This window comes from Nocardia sienata NBRC 100364 (assembly GCF_001613205.1).
Classification (GTDB): Bacteria; Actinomycetota; Actinomycetes; order Mycobacteriales; family Mycobacteriaceae; genus Nocardia; species Nocardia sienata.
Genome location: NZ_BDBX01000035.1, coordinates 86,233 through 110,534, shown reverse-complemented (window position 1 = coordinate 110,534; position 24,302 = coordinate 86,233). Strand labels below are relative to the sequence as shown.

1 protein-coding gene (running past one end of the window) is annotated in these 24,302 nt (G+C 65.6%); it reads left to right on the top strand.

The genetic code is table 11. The annotated features are described in order from the left end of the window. On the top strand, nt 1-24,302 hold the 3' portion of the coding sequence (locus tag NS4_RS19360; protein ID WP_063060937.1) for an amidase family protein. Its footprint begins 9,538 nt before the window's first position; 24,302 of the gene's 33,840 nt are visible here — the last part of the coding sequence; its start codon lies beyond the left edge, outside the window; its stop codon occupies nt 24,300-24,302.

Here is a 24,302-nt window from a genome sequence, read left to right as displayed (position 1 = left end):
TCGACTCGAACCACCCACCCCACCGCCATGTCGCACGATCGGCGGAACTGTTCCTCGAGTGCACCAGTCGAGAATTGGCCAAACCGGCCACTCAGGCCGACGTCGCGAAAATTGCCGGAGTTCATCGGGATACGGTCAACGTCACCCTCAGCCGTACCGACCCCACATATTCGGAGGAGGAGCAACGAGTTCTCGCCGCGGCGCAATGGCTGGGCTACACGCCCCACGGGGAACCGCTCGCACCAGCACTGCAACAGGCCATCGACCCGTATTTCATCGCGACCAGATTCACTCCGGGTCGATTCGCAGGCGATCGTTTTGTCCCCGGACAGTTTGCTGCGCAACCGACACAAGCAGCCATCGCGGAACGTACCGGCCTGCACAAACCGGTGGTGAGCGCCGTACTTCGCGGCCGGATCGGCGCGGATACCCCGCGCGGCCGCAGAGTTCTCGCGGCGGCCGCGGAGCTCGGCTATTACTGGCATCCGAAACGAGCGGAGCGGTTGGCCAGCCGGGCACGCACATCCACACCGGACAGCATCGGCAGTCGGCCGTCGGAGAGCTCGGCCGATCCGTCGTCACCGAATACCGCGAATGCGTTGAACCGTGCGCGGGGCGCGTGGATCACTGCGCGACGTGACGACAAAGGCCGGCGTGACGGCAGGACTATGACCGCGGCCGACCTGGCCAGAGCTGTGGGAGTCAATCGCAGCACCATGAGCCGGATCGAGCAGGGAAGCACGCGTCCGCGGCCCGGACTCTTCGTGAAGATCGGCCGGGCGCTGGGTGTGCCGAGATCCGAACTCGTGGATGCTGCACATAATTTCTACCCGGACGCCGACTTCGATCTGGCACCGACCGCATACCCCCTCGACGCGCCGGGGCGTTGGCTCTCGGCGATGCTTCACGACCGGGACATGTCGTGGGAGGAGTTGGCGGAGGCCGGCGGGATCGGCGCGAAATATCTGAACTCGATCGGTAAGGGCGCGACCGTCCCTGGGGCCGCTGTGTTCCTGTCGCTGTGTAAGGCGTTGAACCTCGGACGCGCAGCCATCGACACGGCCGCCGACCGATTCTTCCCGGGAGCGACAGCCGATCTCGCCCCAACCGCATACGCCGCAGGTGAACGCGGACTCTGGCTCCGAGCGCACCGCAACGACCATGGCATATCAGGCGAAGAACTGGCGCAGGCCGCAGGGATCGACAGCGAACATCTTCGATCGGTCGAACGGGCGGAGCGTGACCTCGGTGTAGTTGATTTCCTGTCGTTGTGTAAGGCGTTGGGCCTCGAGCGCGAAGCCATCGATACGGCCGCCGACCGGTTCTTCCCGGGTGTGCGGGTCGGCCTCGACCCGGATGCGTACGCTCCGGAGGAGAAACGCCTCTGGCTCCGAGCGCTCCGTTACGACCGTGGCAAATCACCCGAGGAGGTGGCGGAGGCCGCGGGGATCAGCACCATCCACCTTCGCTCGATCGAAGCAGGTGAACGAGCCCCCGGAGTAGTTGTCTTCCTTTCGCTGTGCGACGCACTGAATATCGAAGCAGACGTGACAGCTCGGGCTGCCGGACGGTTCTACCCGGATGCGAGGTTCGATCTCGACCGGGCCGCCTATACTTCCGCGGAGCAGGGACTGTGGTTCAGGGCACTGAGGTATCACGATCGCCTGCAACGGTCCGATGTGGCAGACCGTACGGGCCTGACCGAGAAATATATCGGCCAGATCGAACGCGGGGAACGCACCCCGAGCCGACGCGCTTTCCGGCTCCTCGGCCGGGAACTGGGGATCGGCCCGATCGACCTGGATGCCGCCGAGGACCACTTCTTTGCTTCGGCGCTCACGGATGATCCAGGCCTGCGGTTCGACGACCTCACTGCCGGTAACGAGGCACAGGCCGACCTGGTGGAACGGCAGATCGTCGAGTTGCTGGAGGGTTGGTCGGATCCGGCGTACGTGCGGGAGATCGCCACGGCTGTCGGTGCGTCGATTCGGTGGGGGCAGGGGCGGATATCTCTCCGGGCCGAGATGGATGCGGACGCGGTGCACGTTGAGCTTGTCGACATCACGGGGGACCACAGCTATGTGCGGGTCGAGTGGCGGCTGGGGCGCACTCCGGTTGCGGTGGAGCGGGCCGCCGAGCCGGCGGTCGAACGAAGCTCGGAGGAGATCGACCTCGACCGCTTGATGGAGATGTTCGGCGAATCCGAGCCCGAAGAGATACCGCCGTACCAGCGGGAGGTGCGCCGGATTCGCAATGCCGTCGAGGCACGGTTGCTGGAATACGATGTGGACATCTCCGGCGATCTAGTCGACAGCATCATGCGCGCGGTGAGCGAACTGGTCACCAACGCGAAGAAGCACCTGTACAGCAACGCCTCGTCGGCGGGTCTGGCCCCGGAGGAAGTCCTCGATCTGGCGATCAGAGGTCTCGGAGATGACCGCCAGGTGCACCTCACGGTCACCAATGACATCGCATCGGGCGTCGCCGCGAAACTGCCGAAGTGGACAGCCGACGAGCAAGCTGTGGACCGGGAGGGCGGCCGCGGCACGCAGCTCGTGATCGCCGAGAGTACGGTCGCGGTCCGCCGCATCATCTTCGCCAACGGCAAGAACACCATCGAGCATTCGGTCGAATTCCATGCGACACCTCCTGCCGGTGATGTCGCCGTCACGCACAGCCGCAGCACGACACGCAAGCCCGCTACCACCCGCTACACCACAACGGGCCGATTCCTGCGCCCCGCCACACACGAGCCGGCCGATGCCGTACCCGATCACGTCGTCGCATGCGCCGGGTCGACCATCCGGGCCGCGTGGGCCGATGGACTCGACGATGCGCTCATCCCGCATCAGGACTCGGAGAGCTGGAACGACCTCGTCACCGGCCTCACCACCGGTCTCGCCGAATTCGTCGATGCCGACAGGACGCTTGCCGAGCGCCTGGACCGTGAAATCGACAGCCTGCTCGAGCCCGGCAATCCGCGGCACAGCTCGGTCTTCGTCGTCGAGCGCGACGGAATCGCGCACGCCTTCTATGTCACCCAACTGGACGGCGTCATCTTCGTCCACGACACCAATGTCCCCCGCATAACCGATCCCGCCCTGGGCGGCAAAACCATTGCCCGAATCCGCGACCGCGAAACCTGGCAGCAATTCTTCCGAGAGTCGTTTCCCCGGGTGGACCGCGCGTTCTTCGCCCACTTCGAACGCGCCGCAGGCGTTCTCGCTCCCTTGACACACGAGCCCGGCGCCGCGCTCGACGGCACGAACGCGCCGGTCCGCGGACTACCGAGCGACCGGGATTCCGGCGCAACGAGCCGGGAACGGGCGAACCCGGCAGACAGCGGTGTCGACCGCATCGGCAGCAGGCCATCGGAGGACTCGGCACGTCGACCGTCACCGAACCACGGTCCGTCGGCCGCCGCGATTCCGGTCGCCAATATCCGAACACGCCTCGCGGAACTGCGGGCGGCCGAGCAGGCGAATACGCCCGCCACCGAGCGGACCCGGCAGTTGATCGAATTCGCGAACGCGGTCAAGGAAATGGAGGACGCCGCCGCCGCGATGGCGCGCACCCGCGCCGATGCCGAAGCCGGAGCCCGCTGGCAATCGGCACTTTCCACCGTCAGCTCGATCGCGGCCACGGTGGAGGCCGCGGCCCGCGACACCGGCCGCCACGAAGAAGCCGTCCGCATGCTCGCCCGTCTCGACGGCGCGGTCGTCGGTCAGGTACACCTGGTGTACGCCGCATTGTTCGAGCGCATGCGGGACGCGGGCCAATATGTGGACGAGGTCGACGACACCGACGAACGCGAATTCGAGCGGGCGGCCCGGCAGTACGAATCGCTGGTGAAACAGATCGATTGGCTCGATGCGCTGATCACCGTGCTGGAGCACACGTCACCGAAGGATTACTCCCAGCAGTACCGATCGCTGATCGACACCATCCCCTACGACCCGGACCCACGCGCCCTCGATCCGTCACCCCTGCAATCCTCGCTGATGCGGGAGGCGACCGGTAGCGCAGACCGATCGACCGAGCTGGAACAGCGGGCCGCAGCCGCCGAACAACGCCATCGAGCCGCTGTAGCCGCTGTCGGTGAACTCGACCGGCTTCTGATCCCCACCGATCCTCGCGGGCCGGTCGGCGTGGCACAACCCGGCACCACAACGGATGCGCAGGCGTCGTCCACCGCCGCTGCAGAGTCGACGCTCGCCGACCAGTTCGCCGAGGATCCTCCGCTCATCCAATCGCTGGCACACACCATGCTCGCCCGGCAGCCGGCGAATATGGCCCAATTGGTCGCCGACGCACAGATCGTGCTGTTCGGCGAGACCCACACCAACCCGGCGGGACGGGAATTCCTCGAGCAGCAGGCGGCTGCATTGCGGGCCGCCGGCGTTACCCACTACGGCATCGAAGCACCTCCGAATCCGGTCTTCGACGCACTGAACGCGGGAGAGCAGGTCGACCTGACCGAGATCCAATGCGGTCCGGGCTTCGGCAACTGGGCCGACGCGGTCAAGGCCATGGCCGCCGCCGGGATCACCATCGTTCCATTCGATGTGGAACAACCATCCTCCCCGGAGGGGTCGCCCCTGCGTGACGTACGCGAATCGCACATGGCGCAGGTCATCACCGATACCATGCGGGTGCCGGGCGCGAAAATGGCGATCTTGGTCGGCCTGGATCACCTCACCAGGCACCAGCGGATGTGGTCGCGCGTCACCGGCGCCTATGGCATTTCACTGGCGGAACGACTGACCGACGCGGGATTCGCCACCCGCACCGTGGCGATGTGGGGTGGCCGACCAGATATACGGGAGGTCGTCGACGACGTCGCACGCCGCCTCGGCCTCGGGGGCGAAACCTTCGTCACCGATCTGGCGGAGGTGTATGGCGCGGACCGAGGATTCGGCTCGTGGGAATCCGATGTGCTTCTTCACCTCGGCACGCCGGAAACCTACGCGGCACAGAAAGACCCTCGCTCCCCGGCGCAGCCCACAAAACTCGGGTACCAGGAACCCGGCGGGCCGCACTCGCCCACCGACCGCACCGCTCCGGTCGGCACAAACCAACTGCAGCTGACCACGGCCGCTGATCAGGACTCGACCGGCCGGCAGCACGCCATCGGCGCCGCTCACGCGGATATCCGCCAGTTCGTCGCCGATTGGGCCAACGCGGACCAAGCGCGTTCCGCCGAGACTCTCGGTTCGAACTTGGTGTCGATGTACACACATGCGCGGCATGGCGGGATGGTTTCGGCGACGAAGTCGGGAACCAGGGGGGCTCGAATACTTCGCTTCGACGTATCCGACGTCGGCCCGGTGACGCCGACCCCCCTCATCGAATACTCCGAAAGCGTTGTCATGGAGCGGCTCCGCTACATGGCCCACCGCTTCGGTATCGATCGCCGCTCGGACGGCACGACCACGATGTGGTTCGAATTCGACGAGGCGGGACCGAGTTTCAGCGAGTTCGCACTGGCCGCGGTGCATGGACAGGAAATGCCCACCGCCGTTCCGGCCGCGACGCCCCAGAGCACCGATGGTCGTGACCACCAAGAGCTGGATCTGGGGCATGCCGATGCGGGAGATCCGACCGGAGCCGGGAATGACAGCATCGGCAGCAGACCGGCGGACAATACGGGCGCGGGGGCGTACCGGCGCTATCGAGACCGGCTCGGGGGGCAGTACCGCGATCTTGCGCAACGGCTGAGTGATGTCACAGGCCAACCGTTGTCGTCGGCCTTGCGGCCGGAACTACCGGCCGTGCTGGATGGATTGACCGAGGCGGGGGTACTCGTCGACGCCGACCGGCTCGTACGCCTTGCCTGGCGAATGCAATGCCTCGACGAGATGAGGGCGGCACAGCGCCTCGCAGAGATCACCGTGCCGCTACTCGGCGGCAGCGACACCGCCGCTGCCACAGCACAATTGGACCGGAATCTGGCGCAGATTTTCGGTACACCACCGAGCTCCTTGGGGGTGACCTTTCCGCACGGGGCCGCCGCGGCCGAGAACGTCGGTGGGCTCGACGCCCGGAGTGTGCTGGTCAGACATGTCGACGCAACGGGTGTCGAGCGGTTCCTGGTGGTCAAGGAACCCGTCGGTGACGACGGCCTACCGGGACAGTGGCGGTCCCCGTCGGCGGCGGAAACGGTGGCGTTGAATGTGCGTACGACGGGCTCGGCGAGACTCACCGATGACGGCGTCGCGACAATCGAGGCGTCGGTGCGTTTCGCCGCGGGTGTCGGGGAGGGGCGGATAACCGACGCCCGGTGGCTGACGAAGGGTGAACTCGAGTTCGAGGAAACCAAGGATCGGTTGCATCCGAGGTTCGTCGATACCTTCCTGCCCGCCTATCGCACGTATGACGAGGTGCCCGAGCCTGCGGACGCGGTCGGGGAAATCGCGCGATTCGGATCCCGGCTATCGCTCGGCACGGACGCCGTAGAACGTCTGGTTCGCGACGTGGCCGCACGGCCAGCGACCGAGCACGACGATATTGTCGAGTTCTTCGATCAACTCGCCAAGTGGGCCGAGTTCATGCGCATGTCCGAAGATTTCACCGATTCCCGCGGCACCAATCTGTTCGCTGACCCGCTGCACACCCAGCAGCTATGCCTCACTCTCGCTACCCATCCCCGGATCCTGGACGCGCTCACGACCGCGATCGGCACCGAGGTCCTGTCCGATGTCGTGCACACTCCTGGTTGGACTGTCGACAGACTCGACGCGAGGGTGGAGTTCCTGGCGAGGGCCGAGACCCGCGCCGCATTGCGGAAGGTCGATGCGAACAACGGCGATTTCGCGATTCATGCGCGCGGCAGGCTGGAGCATCCGCGCATCGATGATCTCGACGGGTTGCGCCGGGAGCTGCAGCGGATCGCCGATATACCCGCGGGTGCTCTGGACGCTCTGCTGTTGAAGGCGATTCTCGATTATGTGGCGTGGAATTCGGAATCCGGCGCGCCCACTGCCGAGGAAGTCCGCGGCGCGATGCTGGCGTCCTCCCAACAGGCGTGGAAGTTCCTGGCCACGCAGGAGGACTGTTCTCGCGATGCCATCCAGCAAATCCTGGCGGATGCCGCTCTGCGGTCGGGACGACTCGGCCATATTCCGACGAGATTCCTCGACGGTGCGAAGTTCACCGCGCAGCAATTGCAGGATGTGGAAGATATCTACATCGAGCATCCCAATAGTTTCGCCTTCGCAAGATATATCGAGTTGATATCGGCACTGTCCCCGAAACGGCGACCGCCGGTGCTGCGCACAGCAATGGATCTGATCCCGGAGGTAACGCAGGAGCTCGTGCGTTCCCTGCGTGCCATCATGAGCGATAGCGAGCACGGACGTCGAGAGCGAGCAGCACTCGGCTTGCACGGTACCGGCGAAACTGTGCTGCCCGAACTGAAAACCGTCGTTCGCGACTTTCTCGCCGACGTGACGAGGGCGCGCTTGCCGAGCGAGACCTTGGCGAAAATTCATTCCTCCGACTTTCTCGCCGGTCTGCTGATGGGCGTCACCCACTACGAGATATCCGAGTGGAACCCAGGTGATATACCCTCGCTGCGTCGGCTGCTCGCCGACCACGAGCGGGCACAAGCCAACGGGCGGGTCGCTGCGATGCCCACGGCCTACCAACCGAGCGATGTGGTCGAAGTCGCCAAACTGCGCACCGCGTCGGCTCCGCAATGGACAGAGGACCTGCGGGCGCGTTACGCGCGCCTGGCAAAGAATGTGCGGGACGCTCAGTCGGCGATGACCAGCGTGCGGCGGCCGATCACCCATCTGCTCGATGAGCTCGGAGACGGCATCGCCGAGTACGTGACGACGCTGGAACGTTCGCTGGCTTCGGGCACTCTGACCAATGGCGCTCCACTGAACGAGGTGGCACGCCGGAAGATGGGAGCCCTGGCACAGGAGTTGCGGGGGCTCGTCGCAGCGGACGCACACAGTGCGAATCGATATCCGTCACTACGTTCACTCCGGGACTTCGAGCAGAACTTCGCGCGATTGGCCGGAATCGGTGAATTGCACGACCACCTGCGGACGATCTGTTTCGCCTGGGCGATGCAACAGCATCCGGGATGGATCGACCGACTACGGGACCTGAATCCGGACGAGCCTGTCCTGGAGGATATCGTCCTCGTCCGGGAATTCGTCGAACACATCACCAACCAGGACGTGTTCTCGCAGTATTTCTCGGAACGCGAACACGCCCGCACCTTCCGCCGGATGACCAGCGCGATCGCGCTCGAGCAGGCGATAGCCCGCGCGCAGGGAGTGGGCGTCGCGAGCGACACCACGCCACTGCGATTCGTCCCGACACGGGGGCCGCTGCTCGAGCTGTCAGGGCAGATTGCCAATGCCTGCTGGGGCGGCGGATACGGCTCGATTGCCGAGACGATGCCGAATATGACGGCCGTCATCATGGTGCGCAACCCTGACGACCCCGACCGTGCCAGAATGGTGGGTGCGGTCCTTCTCATCGAGACCACCAGCACATCCGGTGAGCCGTTGCTCTTGGTGCGCGGGCTCAATCCGTTGGAAAACTACATCAACCAGGTCTCCGTCGATGACTTCTACCGCACGTTCACCGACTGGGCACACGGCGTCGCCGCCGCCCTCGGACGTCGCCTCGCAATCGTCATAGACCAGCGCAGCGGTATGGCGGCGACCAATCGACCCGCTCTTTTCGACCACCTCGACGGAATCCGCCCGCACCTGGCCCCGGTCCGAGTCGATCCGGCGGATACGACATTCAACGGCTACCAGGTCGCGGAATCCGCCTACCTCGTTGGGCCCGTCGACGCGCCGGAACGCACCGCCGACCGGATCGGCAGCAGGCCGGCGCACGAGCCCGCAGGACCGCGCGGCATGCAGGCGTTGTCGGAGCCGGACGCGGTGCTGCGCTGGTTGCACTCCGAACGGTCCGGCGCGGACGATATTCCCGATCGCCGGGCGCTCATCGATCACCTGCGCGAGCGCGCCGCGGTCACCCACCCCCACACCGGAGACCGGGCGCCGGAGGGGCGGTCGACGGACAACCGGGACATGCGTCGCGACCACGCGGCGAAGGCGCTGGAGATTGCCGGGCGATTGCAGGCCGACCCGGGCTACGGCCTGCAGGATGCTGAGCGTGATGCTCGGTTGCATGCCTTGGAGATGCGCGATGAATACGGCGGCTTCCGCTGGCAGCTGGTCGTTTCCGGCGCCGATGTAGCGAGCCCTGCCGCACTGGCCGCCGCGGTCGCGGCCGGGCTCCCCGCGGAGGACTCGAAACCGGCACCCGAGAACATTGTCGCCGCGGCCGCGCGTCTGGCCGAACTGACCATGACAGTCGCCGGCCAGGACCGTCTTTTCGTCCTCACCTCCACCCAGGACCCCGACGGTCGGCACCGGCTGTTCGCCCAGCTGGAATACACCCGCCTCGATGCTGCCGATTCCGATCCCGGCCTGACCGTCGATGAGCTGCGCCGCGGCCTGTCCGCTGTGGACGGCCGCATCGATCTCGACACCGCCGAGCCGCTGCCGGATGGACGGGTCTGGCATCAGGTTCGACTGGATCGCCCACAAATCACCGACGGCGCCGAAGCGGCCTCACCGGCGACCCCCCGTACAAACGGCGTACCCGACGACGAGGCGAGCCACGCTGCGCACGAGACCCGGCTGCCGGACTACGACCCGCTGACGGCACGTGGCATCACCCGCGCCATCGCGCACGAGATCTTCGACACCTACGGCATCGACGTGGTCGGCCTGGAGAAAGTGCCGGTTGCTTCCGCACTGTCGATCCGCAACGCGATCATCGACGAGTACGACGAGATGTTCGAGCTGTACAAGCACGGAATCACGATCGATTCGTCACTTGCCGAACGAAAAGCATTGTTGGCGTCGCTGTCCCCCGGACGGGATGTCGGCTTCGATGTGATCGCCATTGTGCCGTTGGCCGTCGACGGCAGGGCCTTCCGGCCGTCATTCGCTCCCGATGTACGTACGATCTTCGTCAACGAGCGGAGTGTCACCGGCAACACGAGAGCCGGGGAGAAACCCGCCAGGGTGAAGCGGGAGAATTACCTGCTCGATCCGATCGGCGACCGAACCTACGCGACGGTCCGGCATGAAATTGCACATCATCGAGACGGTACGGTGTCGAGTGCGGTTCCCTCCGACGAGTTGAAGACACGACGAGCCAGGGCATTCGGGTTCCTGCAGACATATTTCGAGGGCCTGAAGCACCCCGGGAGTGCCCGCCGTAACGCCGAGTTCGGGACGTGGACGGATGAGGATTCGGCGAACCTCGGCGATTTCCCGGCAATATCCGCCGATACCAGTTTCGAAGACTGGCTGGACCAGCTGCCCGGCTACAGCAGAGCAAAGAAGAAGCGAAACCGTGACGATGACATCTACGAAGCGTTCCAGCACTGGCTGAACCAACCGAAGGACAAGCCTGGATTCGACATCGACCTGTCCGGGCTCGAGCGCGCGTATCCGAACGGAAAGTATCCGTTGTCGGCACTATTCGCAACGTGGTCGGAACAGATCACTCGGGACCCGAGGCGGCATGCCCCAATCCTGCGCGATATGGCCCATCACAAGCAGACCGCACTCGGACCCGACGGCTGGCCGATGCCGGGCCTGGGTGACCGCGGCGTACTCTACCCGGCCGAAGCGATCGCCGAGGCCGGCCTCGCTTTCGGCGCCGCCGCACCTGCGGACTTCACCCATCCCGCGTATGCCCTGCAGGCGCTGCTGCGGGGACTTTCACCGGTCGAGGTCTGGCGTGACGCCCACCGCCGCAACGAGGTTGCGCGGCGGCGAGCCGCAGATCGCGGCCCGATTCCGGCACCGTCGCGGCCGCGTCCGTCGATTGCCGTCGACGGCCCGGCCGCAAAGCTCGCGCGAGCCTGGCGCTCCCAGCCGGACGCCGCCCCGCATGCGGCGCGCGCCCGGCCGGAATCATCCAAGGTCCCCGACGGTGTGGCTTTCGCGATGGACGAGTTCGCGCGCCTGGTCGATCGGCAGCGCGGCCTGTCCTTCGGCATCGACCCCGACTCCACCGGCCCGGCCGACAGTCCGTCAGGGGTGTTTTTCACCGAATATGCTCATGTCCCGACCGGCGAACTGGCACGACAGATTCAGAACGTGGGCGATTTGGCCCACGAGCGCATGCGGCGACTGGAGGCGGTTCGCGACGAGCTGAGCACCGAGGGCGGCGCGGCTGTGCTGGGTCTCGTCGAGCCGAGGAATGCCGGGACCGAGGTCGCCGCATCGGATATGCGGCGGATCAACGAGGCAGAGGCGTCGATAGCCGCAGAACTGCGGCAGGCCCTGGCTTCGGCGGAACAGTTGGCGATCGCCGAGATCGCCCAGTCGTCGAACGGCGTGCAACGCCGCGGCGATGTTGTCGTTTTCTTCACCCGTGCCGAGGATTACCTGGACGCGACCGAGGGGGCGGCGGATGTCCGTCGGCAGGGAGGCCTCGCCGCGGTGCGCCGGGTGCACATCGATCTGTCCGGGCGGATCTTGGTCGAAGAGTTGTCCGACGAGCCCACCGATCCTGCCATCGGCGCGAGGCCCACACACTCTCCGTGGTCGCGAACCAAGCGGCGGGCGGCGGATGCGCAGACCACGGGTAGACCCGGGCAGGCGGAGCCCACGACCGGCCCGTCGACCGAGGATCCCCGCCCCACCGCCCAGCCGGCCGAATACTTCGATGCGGAGGCCACCGAGCGGGCATCGGTCCAGACTGTGAACCCCGACGATGTGACCGGCGCGTCCACGCCGAGCCGAAATGCCGCTGATGAACCGCAACTGAGCGGGGACCACCTGCGGGTACTGCGGTGGATCACCGATGGGTGGGACAACGCGCGGATCACCGAGGCACTGGGTGGGCAGCAGGCATCGAAGTATGTCGGGGAGGTGGCCGCGGCGCTCGGCATCGCGAACAAGCGCTATCTGATCGCCGCCGAAGCCGCGCGGCGCGGTTTGGTGCAGCCACGATCGCCATTGGCCGACCTCGGCAAGCGGCTGACGCCGCGCCAGATCGTCGTGCTCGCGCATTTGTCGCGCGGACGCACCAGAGGCGAAATCGCGAGGATGTTCGGTCTCTCACCCCGCACGGTCGATGAGCATGTCAACCGTGCGCTGCCCGATATCGGGTCGCCCACTCTGGTCACGGCCATGCCGCGAATCGTGGGCGTGCTCGATACGTTCGACGAGAAAGCTCTCGCCCGGCTCGCCGCATCGATATCCGATACGACCGCCGGACGTAGCCGCGACGAGACGCTCGCACAGCGCTTGTCCCCGACGGAGGCAGCTGTCCTGCGACAGGTGCGGCAAGGGCGAACCCATACCGAGATCGCCGCCGATTCCGGCATGTCCGAGCACGAGGTACGACGAGTGCTGGCCGATGCGCGGCGCAAGGTCGGGGATTCCGACCGAGGCCGCCTGGCCGCACTGCATGCCGAGGAGCGTGCCCGCAAGAGCAAGAACGCCGCCGCGCCAACGCGAGCCGAGCAGACCTCGGCACCGGCACCGCGGCAGGGCGGCAATACCTCCCGGCCGGCAGCGGACCGGCCGCGGACGATGAATCGGGTACAAACACCCGATCCGGCGGCACAGTCGCCCTGGAGCCGAGCGAAGACCGGCACGCCTGGCGACGCACGTACCGCATCATTGCCCGACGAGTCCACAGGGCGTCCGCGCTCCGACAGCATCGGTGCGAGGCCACGGTCCGAGGAACCGGGCCCCGGGGCAAACAATCGCGAGACGCAGTGGGGTCGCAACCCCACCGGGGAAGACCGTCCCTTGGACGACAGGATCCGCCCAGCGGAACTGACCACCGACATCAGAGAGCTCGCGGTCCTGCATGCCACCGGTGGCGGCGGCCCCCTGGGCGGACAAGAGGAACCCGAAAACCAGAAGCCGTCCCCGGATCAGGAAGCAGAGCAGGCCGCCACCCCGAAACCCGAACAACCGGACGAGCAAGCACAGAATCCCGAACAATCGGGGAATTCGGCGATATCGCCGAGCACTTCGGTACCCGCCGCCGAGGCGAATCTCTCGAATGCCGAACCCACCGGAACCAAGGAGGACGATACAAAAAGCAAATCGCTATCACAGTTGTTTCGCACCGACGCCGATGCTCGACGTCGTATGAGCGCCGAGTTCCTGAACGCGGTCGGTGCCGATGTGGGCAGCGCGACATTCATGTTGTACATGGTGAATGAAATGGGAGCGGAATCCGGCAGCTGGATCATGATGGGCGCGAGTGCACCGGCGTTTGTCGGTCCACTGATCGCGGGATATATGGCCGACAACTACTCACGGAAGAAGCTGATGGCCGGTGGTGGTATCACATCTGCATTGGGGTGGCTGGCCGCGACCGGCGCCCTGGCCGCCGACACTTCGTACACCGTCCCTGTAGTTGCCGGATCGATTGCCTTGACAATGGCTGGCGGCATTGTGTACAACGCCGCCTCCAATAAGTACTTCAAAGTGGCGTTCGAAGGCTCACAAGACGCGGTGGCCCGCTTCAACAACCTCAAAATGAACGTCCCCAGAATTATATCGCAAAGCGCCGCACCGTTATTGCTGATTGCCGACACTTGGCCGGCCGCGGCCCTGGGGTTGGCATTCAGTATCCAGAATTTGGCTTCACTGAAGCATATGCCGGATAATGCGCCCACTCGAAATAGCGACGAGACGATCGCGCGCGCACTGCGCAATTCGGTATCCAACGGCATTCGAGAACGTTACCGCCCCCGTGAACAGCGGCGAATCAGCGTGCATTATATGGTCACCAATCTGTACTTGGGAATACAAGGAATACAATTCACGGACCTGGTTCTCAGTTCCGGTCTCAGCGGATTCCAGCAGGGTGCGGCTTTTGCACTGGTTCCCAGCGCTGCCCTGCTCGGAAACCGAGTGCCGGATGGATGGCTGCAAAAATTCAGCTTGAACACATTTCGCCTCACGAGAATGACGGCCTTGACCGGAGCCTCGGTCGTATTGGCCGCGTCGGATAGCGTCTTTCTGTCGTCGGCAGCACTTGCGGCCGGATGGATAGTCCAAGGTGCTGCCGGGATACCGCTCAATGCCTACACCAGAAAATCTATCCCGGCAAAACATTTCGCAGCGGCGAGCGGCGTCAGCCAGGTGCAGACGCAGGCTGCACATAAGTTGGGTTGGGGGCTCAGCGGTGCCGCAGTTGCGCTGATGGGGGGCCAATCCATGGGCATTGCCGTCAGCTCGGCACTCGGTGCATATACCATCGCGAGCGCCACCGATTCCTACTCTCGACGACGCAGACGGTCGAAAATGTTGGACGGCATCCACCAGGTCGCCGCAGTCGCCACCGCGCTCGGCCTCGACAATGCGACCGAACCGAAACAAGGTCGAAATACTGTACGAGATTTCCGAGCGGCCATCACGCCCGACTCCGCGACCAACGAGAACGCCGCCCTGACCCAATTCACCAAAACCCACCTCGATCCCGACACCGTCGACCCTCTCGCTCACGTCCTCGACCTCGTCGAAGATCCGAACAACCGGGTCGATACCGTCTTTCTCCTCGTCGTCGACGGCGACGATGTCCGGCCCTCCCTCATCACCGACACAGGTGGCGAAGGCGCCACAATCTTCGACGTCACGGTCCCCGAACCGGACAACCGTGACCTCCGGAAGCCGAACAAGCGTAATGCCGACGACCAGCGCGTACCGCGGGTTCGCACCCGCGAACGATGGAAACCGTCTTTCCGCGCGATCGAGGACATCGACGGGGCCGAAGCCTATATCGCCTGCTTCGAACGCGTCGACGGCAAGCTCTCACCCCTCGCCCTGCCCGACCGCAACCTGTCGGTACCACTTGACGACCTCGAAATCCTCGGCCCACGCCGTATGTCTCCCCGTGTCAACCAACGACGCGACGACGAGTGCCTCGACCGCACAGCGGAAATCGCTACCCTGATTCCCGACCCGAACCGCAACTCATATGACGACCGGAACAAACTCGAAAAGCTCCGAGATTTTCTCGATCTGCGAGCAAAAATCGGCAAAGAGGACGACCTGTCCAGATTCGAGAAACTGGTGGACGGCGCCCGGCCCATCGTAATCGACGCCAAGAAGATTGATGATGTCAAAAAAGAGGTCGTCGATATCGCCGATAAGAATGCCGACGGCAAGACTTACATTCTCGTCGACTACGGCAAGAAGAAGATGCATCTGATTCTTGCCGAAATCGCTGGTGATACCACCGTCTTCTACGATATAAACCAAGTGGACAAGGACGATGAAATCCCCCGCGTCCGGACCGCCGAGAAATTCGATGAGGACTTCGCCGATGCGAAGAAGATTTTCGTCTACCAGCTGATCGATAATCCCGATGGAACACGCGAGGACCTGAACAAGGATTCCCCCGAAGATCCCAAAGCGCCACGGCCGCAACGCGGCAGCAAAATCACTGGCCGACCAACCGGGAACGACCCCGACGATGGGTCGGACGGTCACGGCGTAGGCGCACCACTCACCCGGCCGTCCGCTGCCCCCGCACAGGACGGGCCGGGCCGCCGGTCACCGGGCACGATCGGTGCCCGGCCCGGTCGGCCGGACGACCCCTCGGAGTTCTTCGCCGACGATCAGCGGGGTACAGGATCTGCACGCGCCAACGGGCGGGCCGGATCACGCGCGCGGGCCTTGCTCGAACCGGACGAACAGCTGGTCGACGAGATCTATCGGATTGTCGGCGACCTCCCTACCGCACGTACTATCGTCGCGGCCGTGGCCGGACAGCCGACCGCCACGCCGGAGCGGCTACGCGCTGACGCCGAAGTGGCCGCGGTACAGCATGTTCGCTTCGCCCGGTGGCGGCAGGCGGTCCTGATCAAGCTCGTCGAGCTGGCCGATTACCCGACAACCGCCGCGGACCGGGGCCTACATATTCCCGATGCTTGGCTCGAGGCCGTAGAGCAGGCGACTCGCGAACAGTGGGATAGCGCATTGGCCACCCTCGAACCAGAACAGGCCGAGTTGCTGACGCGCACCTATTGGCATGGAGAGGAGCCCTCCACTCCGGACCACGGCCACCTGAAGGAGGCACTCACGCGCTTTGCGGGCGCAATCGCCGCGGCACGCTCGTCCGAATCGAGCGGCAAGACCGATGTCGTCGGCATCGAAGCGCCGGTTACGGAGGCCGGTGCCGTGCCGCAGATTTCAGGGCTGCTTCCGAGAGAGGAGTATCGCTTCCTCGGTGGCGAGGACGGAGTCGAACTCGACGAGGGCACGGCGCGGCGCATGATCGACGCCGCATTCGCTGATGTGCCCGCGGCAATGGCGGGCAGCTGGAACCTCAATATTCCGGTCGGCGACCGCGAAACCGGCCGGTTCATGGTTCGGATCGCGAAATCCGGTGGGGACGGTATGGATGCACGCGTGGCCGCCGAATGGAAGATCCTCGAACTGCTGGCGCGGCACGGTGTGCAGAACGTTCCACGCGTGTACCGGGTGTTGCACGATGTGGAACTTCCCGACGGCAGCCGGGCCACCGTGCAGATTCACAGCTTTCTCGACGAAACGACCAACGTCGCGGACCTGTCCGGAATCCCCATCGACCAGCTGCGAGCGGGCATCGCGGAGATTCAGCGCGAGCTGCGTCGCGTCCCGGCCGGTGAGGGCGACCCCGGGCGGTTCATCCGCCGGCTCGTGGCGGAGAAGCGCACACTCTGGGAGTCGCTGCGGGCAGAGTTCGGGCCGATCTTCGACCGGTTGGAGGTGCCGGAGGATCCGTTCGAGGCGATCGTGGCGAAGTCCTGGTATCTGGATCGGGATCAGTTCCAGATCATCCACGGCGATCCACACGCCGGGAATCTGTTGTTCACGCTCGTCGACGGCCGGCTGGTTATCTCCGAAACCGAGATGCGGGCGGTGGACTGGGAGATGGCGCGGTTCGGGATCCGTGCCTATGACAATGAGTGGATCAACCACATCGTCGGCAAACCGCTGGCCGAGGCGCTGCCCGGGGGATTGGTACTCACCGAGTTCTTCGAGGTCCAGCGGGTTGTGCACGATACGGTGCGATTGGCGCGGGCGGCCGCAGTCGGGCGCCTGACCGTGGGGCAGATCAGATTCGCCGACAACGGATGGTGGGCTGCCTATGCGCTATCCATGTTGGTCTGGAGGCATACCGGGCCTGGCGGGAGGTTCGAACCAGGGCACACTGTCGATGTGAGGCGTCGGCCGCTGGCGGCTATCTCTCCGACAACACCGCCTGCTGCCCAATGGAGTACCCCACCGTTCAGACCCGCACCGCGCACTGCCACCAACGCACCACCGGCAGAACTCTCGCTCGCGGACAGTGGTCTCGCCGTCGAACCGCCTACCGCACAGCACATTCGGCCCGCTTCGGCCTCCCCCGAGGTGAGTCGATGGATTGCCGATTCCCGCGACGCCTCGATCGCGGACCTGCTGGCCCGGGTCCGTGACCTGCCCGAAGACCAGGCGCACCGCTTGCTCGACGGTTTGACTGCCACCGTCAACGGGTATGTTCAGAGGCTGCGCGCCGGCGACCCCGGCCCGGGCCGCGATCTCGTGACGGCGCTGCGCTCATTGTCTGCGCTCAACCATCAGCTCTGGTTCCGGTTCGACGAAACGGACTCCGGCACCGATTACGCGACTCTCTTCCGCACCGCCCGCTACCTGCTGGACCGCCTCCCCCTCTTCCGGTCCATGGCCGCCGCCGCGGACGCAGTGGTCAACGGTCTGGGGACTCTCGATGATCCGGACCGGTACACCGGTTGGCCCAGGTCCTTGGACGATTTCGTCGTACGGGCACACCGGGCCGCCGAGATGACACAACGGTTGTTCGCCGAGGTGCCCTGGGGTATCGAGGACAGTGCTCCCGGTGATGCCGAACCGTCCGCCACGCATCACGCACCTGTGCAAGCGGCCGGTCACCAGCTCGCGATGCCCGAAACGCGCGCGACCTCCTTGACCGGCCGAGCCCAGTACATCGATGACTGGCTCCGGGCAGCCCAGCGGCCGGGAGAAGATCTCGCGGCGGCCGTCCGCACCCACGCAGCCCGGACGGCGTCCTTCGACCGGGCCCGCAACGGCACCGATGCGGAATTCGCCGCCGCGGCGGCAACCCACTTGGCCGGAATGATCAGCGTCGCGAGGTACTACCTGACTCGAACCCGCGATGTCGGCGCCGGTGTCGAACTGATCGGCCGGCTGCGCGACGATCTGCGCACCGTCGCCGAGCGTTTGCCGCACCGGAACCTCGGAGAGGCCGTGGAATTCGTCGGAAAGCTACACACGATGCTGGCCGACGAGTTGGAAGTGGGAGCCGGTTACCTTCGAGCCCAACGTATTGCGGAAACGACCCTGGTCCAGATGAGGACGGGCGGTGACGTCGGCGACGAGCTGGACCGGATACTGACCGACCTGCGTGCGCAGGGCGGGCTGCTTCCTTCTGGATCGGATTCCGGTTCCGGCCCGGCTTCCCCGGACGAGTCGGCCGGCGGCGATCAATTGATCGACACCCATCCGATAGTTGTCGATCTACCGGAGTCGACCTCGGACCAGCTGTCGAACCGGCTGGAACGCCTGACCGACGCGGAAGCCATCGCCCTGCTCGATCCGGTCCGCACCCGGCTCGACGGACAGCTCCTACGCCTGCGCCGTGGGGAAGCAGTACCGGTCACCGAGATAACCGACTCGACTCGCTTGCTGTTCGCGGTCGCACGCTCCCTGAGTCACCGGATCCGCCGCCTCCGCCGCCAAATCCATGATTACGTCGCTCTTTTCGACTTCGGCGAGGAGCTGCGGGCTTGGTCTGCAGCAGCCACCGCGCTCGCCGCCGCGACCGATACGTTGTTCAGCGGTGTCGCCATCCTTACCGAAGGGCAGGCCGACCTCAGAGCCCTTACCGCGTTCACCACACAGGTCAGCGATATCGCAATCCGGATCGGCGGAACTGGGCAGTCGATCCGCGCCCTCAGCCTGCTGTCGAATGCCGACCCCGGGGAGCCGACGCTCGACGGCCGACCGGCCGACCACCATCTTTCGAGCGCAAAAGATCTACTTCGCCACCTCGACGAATTGTGGGTACCCGGCGGCGCAGATACCGACGAGATGCTGCGCGCACATCGCCACATCGCGCCGGAGTCCTTCGAACTGCTCCGCTCCGCGAACCGGATAACCACCGGGCTGGACGCAATCACCACCGCCGCGGAACCCATGACCGACCGTGATCTGGCCACCGGAGTCCGAGAGCAGCTTTGGGCGGCCCTGGATACCGCGGCAGAACTCTGCAGTTTCAGCTTCCATGCCGACACAGCGTGGATGCTTTTCGGGCACATCGCCGAGACGCTCACGAAGATCGCCCCGCGATTGCCCGATCTTGCCGCAGTGGCCGATGCATCGGTTCAGCTGACCAGGTCAATCCGCTGGGCGGACGGTCGCGAGTCCGCAACCGCCGATAAACTCCGCCGCCTGCTTCGCGAACTGTCCTTGAGCAGATACCGTGGTCTCCTCAGCACAGCACTGTTCGAACTGGCACATGTCGACGACCCCTCGCCACCACAGTGGAGTCCGGCCGCGGCGCGCGAACAGCTTCCCCTCGCCTACCAGAACCTACACAACGGCGAGTTCCACGAGCCGAGCTTCATCGTGGCCGAAGTGCAGGATATCGGTCCGCGGGACCCTGGTGAGGAGAATGTGGTAGGCCCGGACGGTGACGACTACATCGTCGCCGCCGGCGCCGCCACCGAAGCTTTGCGGCGACTGCATCGCCGCACTATCAGCTACGAAAGAGCGCGCCAGGGTGCCACTCACAACCTCGCCGCCGCCACCGCCGACTATGTCGAAGAACTGGTCACGGCCGGCCGGCGGAACCTGACCGGCAGTGAAGGCACAGCAACCGGTTTCGATCAGCTCGCCGCGGCGGCCGAGGCGCTCAGGTATGCGGCCGAGCGACGGCCGGATCATCCCCCACTCGCCGAAGCCGCGGCGGCACTCGGCCGCTTCCACGAGCAACTGACGGCCGCGGATGCGGCACGGATCGGTGAACTGGCGGCGCAGCTGACCGGGAACACACCGGTACATCATGCGATCGCCGACGCACTGATCACGCTGCGCGTTATCGGTTGCGTCGCTCATGCCGCCGCCACCCTGTGGGCTTACGGTAGCGACAACACCGTCATTCCCGCCGACCACCTCACCGACCCCGACACCGCGGAAGAGGCCATCCAGGGCCGTCTGCGTCCGGTCGGCGATACCGACCCGATCGCGGCAATCAAGAACAAGCTGCTGGCCCGGGACGGCAATACCGCCGTTGTCGCCGCTGTCGACACTGTCGAGGCGCACCTGTGGGTCATCACGAACATCGCCGGCCACCTGTTCGTCACCGACCCGCTCATCGAACAGGAGCCCGGCATTCCCCGCACCCTCCACATCGACGACTGGGAACCCGCCTACAACCCCGCCATCGATAAATTCTTCGCCGCCTACTTCACCGCCGAGACCGGAAGCCTGACCGCCCGGCCCGGACACACCCTCGACACCGCCCAGACCCCCGGCCTCCCCCGTAAATTCGACGGCCCGCCCGGAGAGAGTGAGGTGCGCGCCGAACGCAGTATGCCGACGGTGCGGGAGACCGACCGGATCGGTAGCAAACCGACGGAGAGGCCGGTTTCCGACACATACGTCGAGACCCCGCCCGACAACGGTGCCGCACTGCAGGCGTCCGAGGGATTGGATGGTCGAGTACTGGCAGCCGCGATGAGTGACGAGGCGAGCGGGGACCGCAAGCGCGCTATCGGCAGTCGCCCCGGCGGATCGTTTGTTCTCGACTTGGAGATCGCCGATGTGGCGATGCTGCGGCAGGCGATGGAGGACGGGCGAACGACCTCGGTCGCGTTGGTCCAGGAATACCTGCGCCGGATCGAGGCCTTGGACAAGAGCGGGCCCCGGCTCAACGCGATCCGGGCGGTGAACCCGCAAGCATTGCAGGACGCGGCGCGGTTGGATGCCGAGCGGGCGGCGGGCCGTGTGCGTGGGCCGCTGCACGGTATTCCTGTACTGGTCAAGGACAATATCGACGTCGCGGGTATGCCGACGACGGCAGGTGCGCTGGCACTGCGTGATTCCTATCCCACCCGTGATGCGTTTCTGGTGGCTCGGTTACGCGAAGCGGGAGCGGTAATCCTCGGAAAGACGAATCTGACGGAATTCGCGAACTTCGTGACCGACGGAATGCCGAACGGTTACAGCGCGCTCGGTGGACAGGTGCGCAACCCCTACGGCCCCGAGTTGGATCCGTTCGGCTCGAGCAGCGGCTCGGCTGTCGCGGTCGCGGCGGGGCTCGCGGTGGTGGCGGTGGGCACCGAGACGTTCGGCTCCATTATCAGTCCGGCCGTGTTCAACTCGCTGGTCGGTGTCAAACCGACGGTTGGTTTGACGAGCCGCACCGGTGCCATCCCGATTTCGGTCACCCAGGACAGCGCCGGTCCTATGGCGCGCACAGTCTCCGACGCGGCGGCCATGCTGACCGTGCTGGCCGGCGTGGACCCGGAAGACCCGGCAACCGCGGCCGGTGCCGCCGTCGCGGGCTACGATTATGTGGCCGGACTTTCCGTGGAGGCTCTGCGCGGCAAGCGCATCGGGGTGGTGACCCACATTCCCGGAGGTTTGTCCGGGGTGGCCTCACCGGCCGATGTGCTCGCCCTGTTCGCTGAAGCCCAGACCGTTCTGCGCGCGCGAGGCGCGACCCTCGTGCCGGTCGGCAATGTCGCCGCGCTGGGCACGGGAATTCTGCTGGACGAGTTCAAGCCGGCATTGGAGGGCTATTTCGCCCGGCTCCCGGCCGATGCACCGATTCGGACACTCCACGACTTGATCCGAGTCAACATCGAACACGCCGACGAAGGGGCGATCCGATACGGTCAAACACTGTTCGAGCAGGCCGCAGCGATCGATCTGGGTGACCCGGCGGCATACGCCGAGTACCTGACCCGGCGTGATCTCCAGGTGGCCACCTACCGAGCCGTGTTCGATGCCACGCTCACCGGAAACCGGCTGGACGCCGTACTGTATCCCCACTTCTACTCTTATGTGATCGCGCCCAGAGCCGGGTACCCGGCCGTCACGGTGCCGATCGGATACGACCCTGCCGGTCGCCAGCCCTACGGTATGACCCTGGTCGGCACCGCGTTCTCCGAGGCATCATTGTTGGCCATGGCCTACGCCTATGAACAAGAGGCGCAGGTGCGTCGCCCGCCCTCGGCATTCAACCCGGCGCTTGCCGCTGCGGCCGCTACGACTCGACCATCCACGATGTCGGCGCCGGAGGCTTCCGCGATGCCGGGGGCCGAATCATCCGATGACGCGGCTGTCGGCCCGGATCTTGCCCACCGGTCCGAGCCCGGGCAGGCGGCAGTCCGGTACACAGGCCACGACATGGCGAATACCGATCCGGAGTTGTCCGAGGTCGAGGTGCATATCGTGCGCCTGGTTGCCGGCCTGGCCTCAGTGGCCGAGGGCGCACCGACCCGCTCGCTCGGCGCCCTGCTCGAGCTCACCTCGGAACAGGTCAACCGGCTACTCGTGCGGCTGAACTCGAAGCTCGACGGTGCGACCGGCGTGAATACGGCGCGGCCGGGCCGATCCGCCGGGCAATTGCAGTTGTCACCTACCCAGGTCGAGATGCTGGGCTTGCTGGTCGAGGACCTACCGGGCGTCGGTCTCGACGGTACGACAGCGGTGTCGCCGAGCGCTCTGCAAGTCTTCCGACATATGGCGAATCATCCCGGCGCCGGATTGGGGCAACTCGAGACCGCAGTTCTGCATCTGTTCATGCTGGGCCACTCCGTCGAATCGACCGCGGCAGTTCTCGATGTCCGGCCCAGCACGGTCAGCGGCTGCTTCGCTCGTGCAGAGCGCGGACTCCGCACCCGAGGGCTGGTGTCGACAGTTCTGGCAGCAGTGCGCGCCGGTGTGCTCGACAACGACGGTGAACCTCACGGTACGGTCGAGCTGTCCGAGATCGAAATCCATGCTCTCCGGCTTGTGGCAGAAGGCAGGTCGAACGAGACCATCGCAGCGGACCTGGGGCTGGGTGTTCGCGCGAGGCGACGGCTCATGGCCGAGTTGTACGGCAAGTTCGAGGTCGGCAGCAGACTGGCACTGGTCTTGGAGGCCCACCGCCGAGGACTCCTCGACGGTACCGAGACAGGTTCGGTCCAGCAGTCGGCTGCCCGTGCTCCCCAGGGGACCGGTCCAGCAGCATCCGGCGGGCGCACCGGGGATTCCTCCCACTCGCCCAACGCTGCTGTACTGCGAGAGCTGCGGGCCGGATTGCAGACGGGGCGAGCGCGCGCCGAAATGGCACAGTTGTTGGATGTGGAACCGGATGCGGTGGTTCCGGGCCCCCTGCTGGCGGCGCTATCCGCCGTCCAGCAGCTGATCCCCGGCGGGGTACTGGCACCCTATTTGGTCGTTACGGTGGTCGAAGAGATCGTGCAGTGGATCGGAGCACGGCTCTGGCTGGATCACTACACCGCGGCTCTGCTCGGTGACGCTGTCCCGGCCCGGGCGGAGAACCAGAGCCTGGCTGCAGTCCGGGAGGAACTGGCCGAGCGAGACGAAGAACTGTCCGATCAACTCACCCGGCTCTTCGGTGGGCTTTCTCCGGGTCCACTCGCTCACCTGCTCGAGGACGATCCGCTGGGCATCTTGCGCGAGGTCGCCCAGAAGAGTGGTTCGCTGCGGCTCGGTCGTCTCATCGACACAGCCGCAGAATTCTTGAAGCGCTCGGCGGCCGCCGGACCGGTGGCGCCGGTCGGCACGGTGCAGGTGCAAGCGATGCGCCGTCAGCTGACCGAGGCTCTGGGGCTCACCGTGGACCTCGTGGACCGTGACACGGCGGTCCTGCTCGGGCTCAGTGCGACCGACCTGGACCGGCAACCGGCGAATTCCGATATCGCCGAAGTCGGCGGACGATCGGCCACGGCTACAGGCCCCGATTCCGGCCGGATCGGTGCCAAACCGACTGCGAGCCGGAACGGCGGGGCCCCGAACGATCGGCGGCCATCGGACGACCGGACCCACATCGTCGAGAATCACGTCGCACATGGCAACCCGGAGACACCGCCCCACCACGGTGGCGCATCGACGGCGCCCCAACCTCGTATCCCGGCGCGGCCCACACCGTGGAGCGGGGCTGCGCAGCGTATATCGGATGATCGAAGTCCGCGGGTGGGTCGACAAGATCCGGCGCCGGAGATGCCGACGGCGCAATAG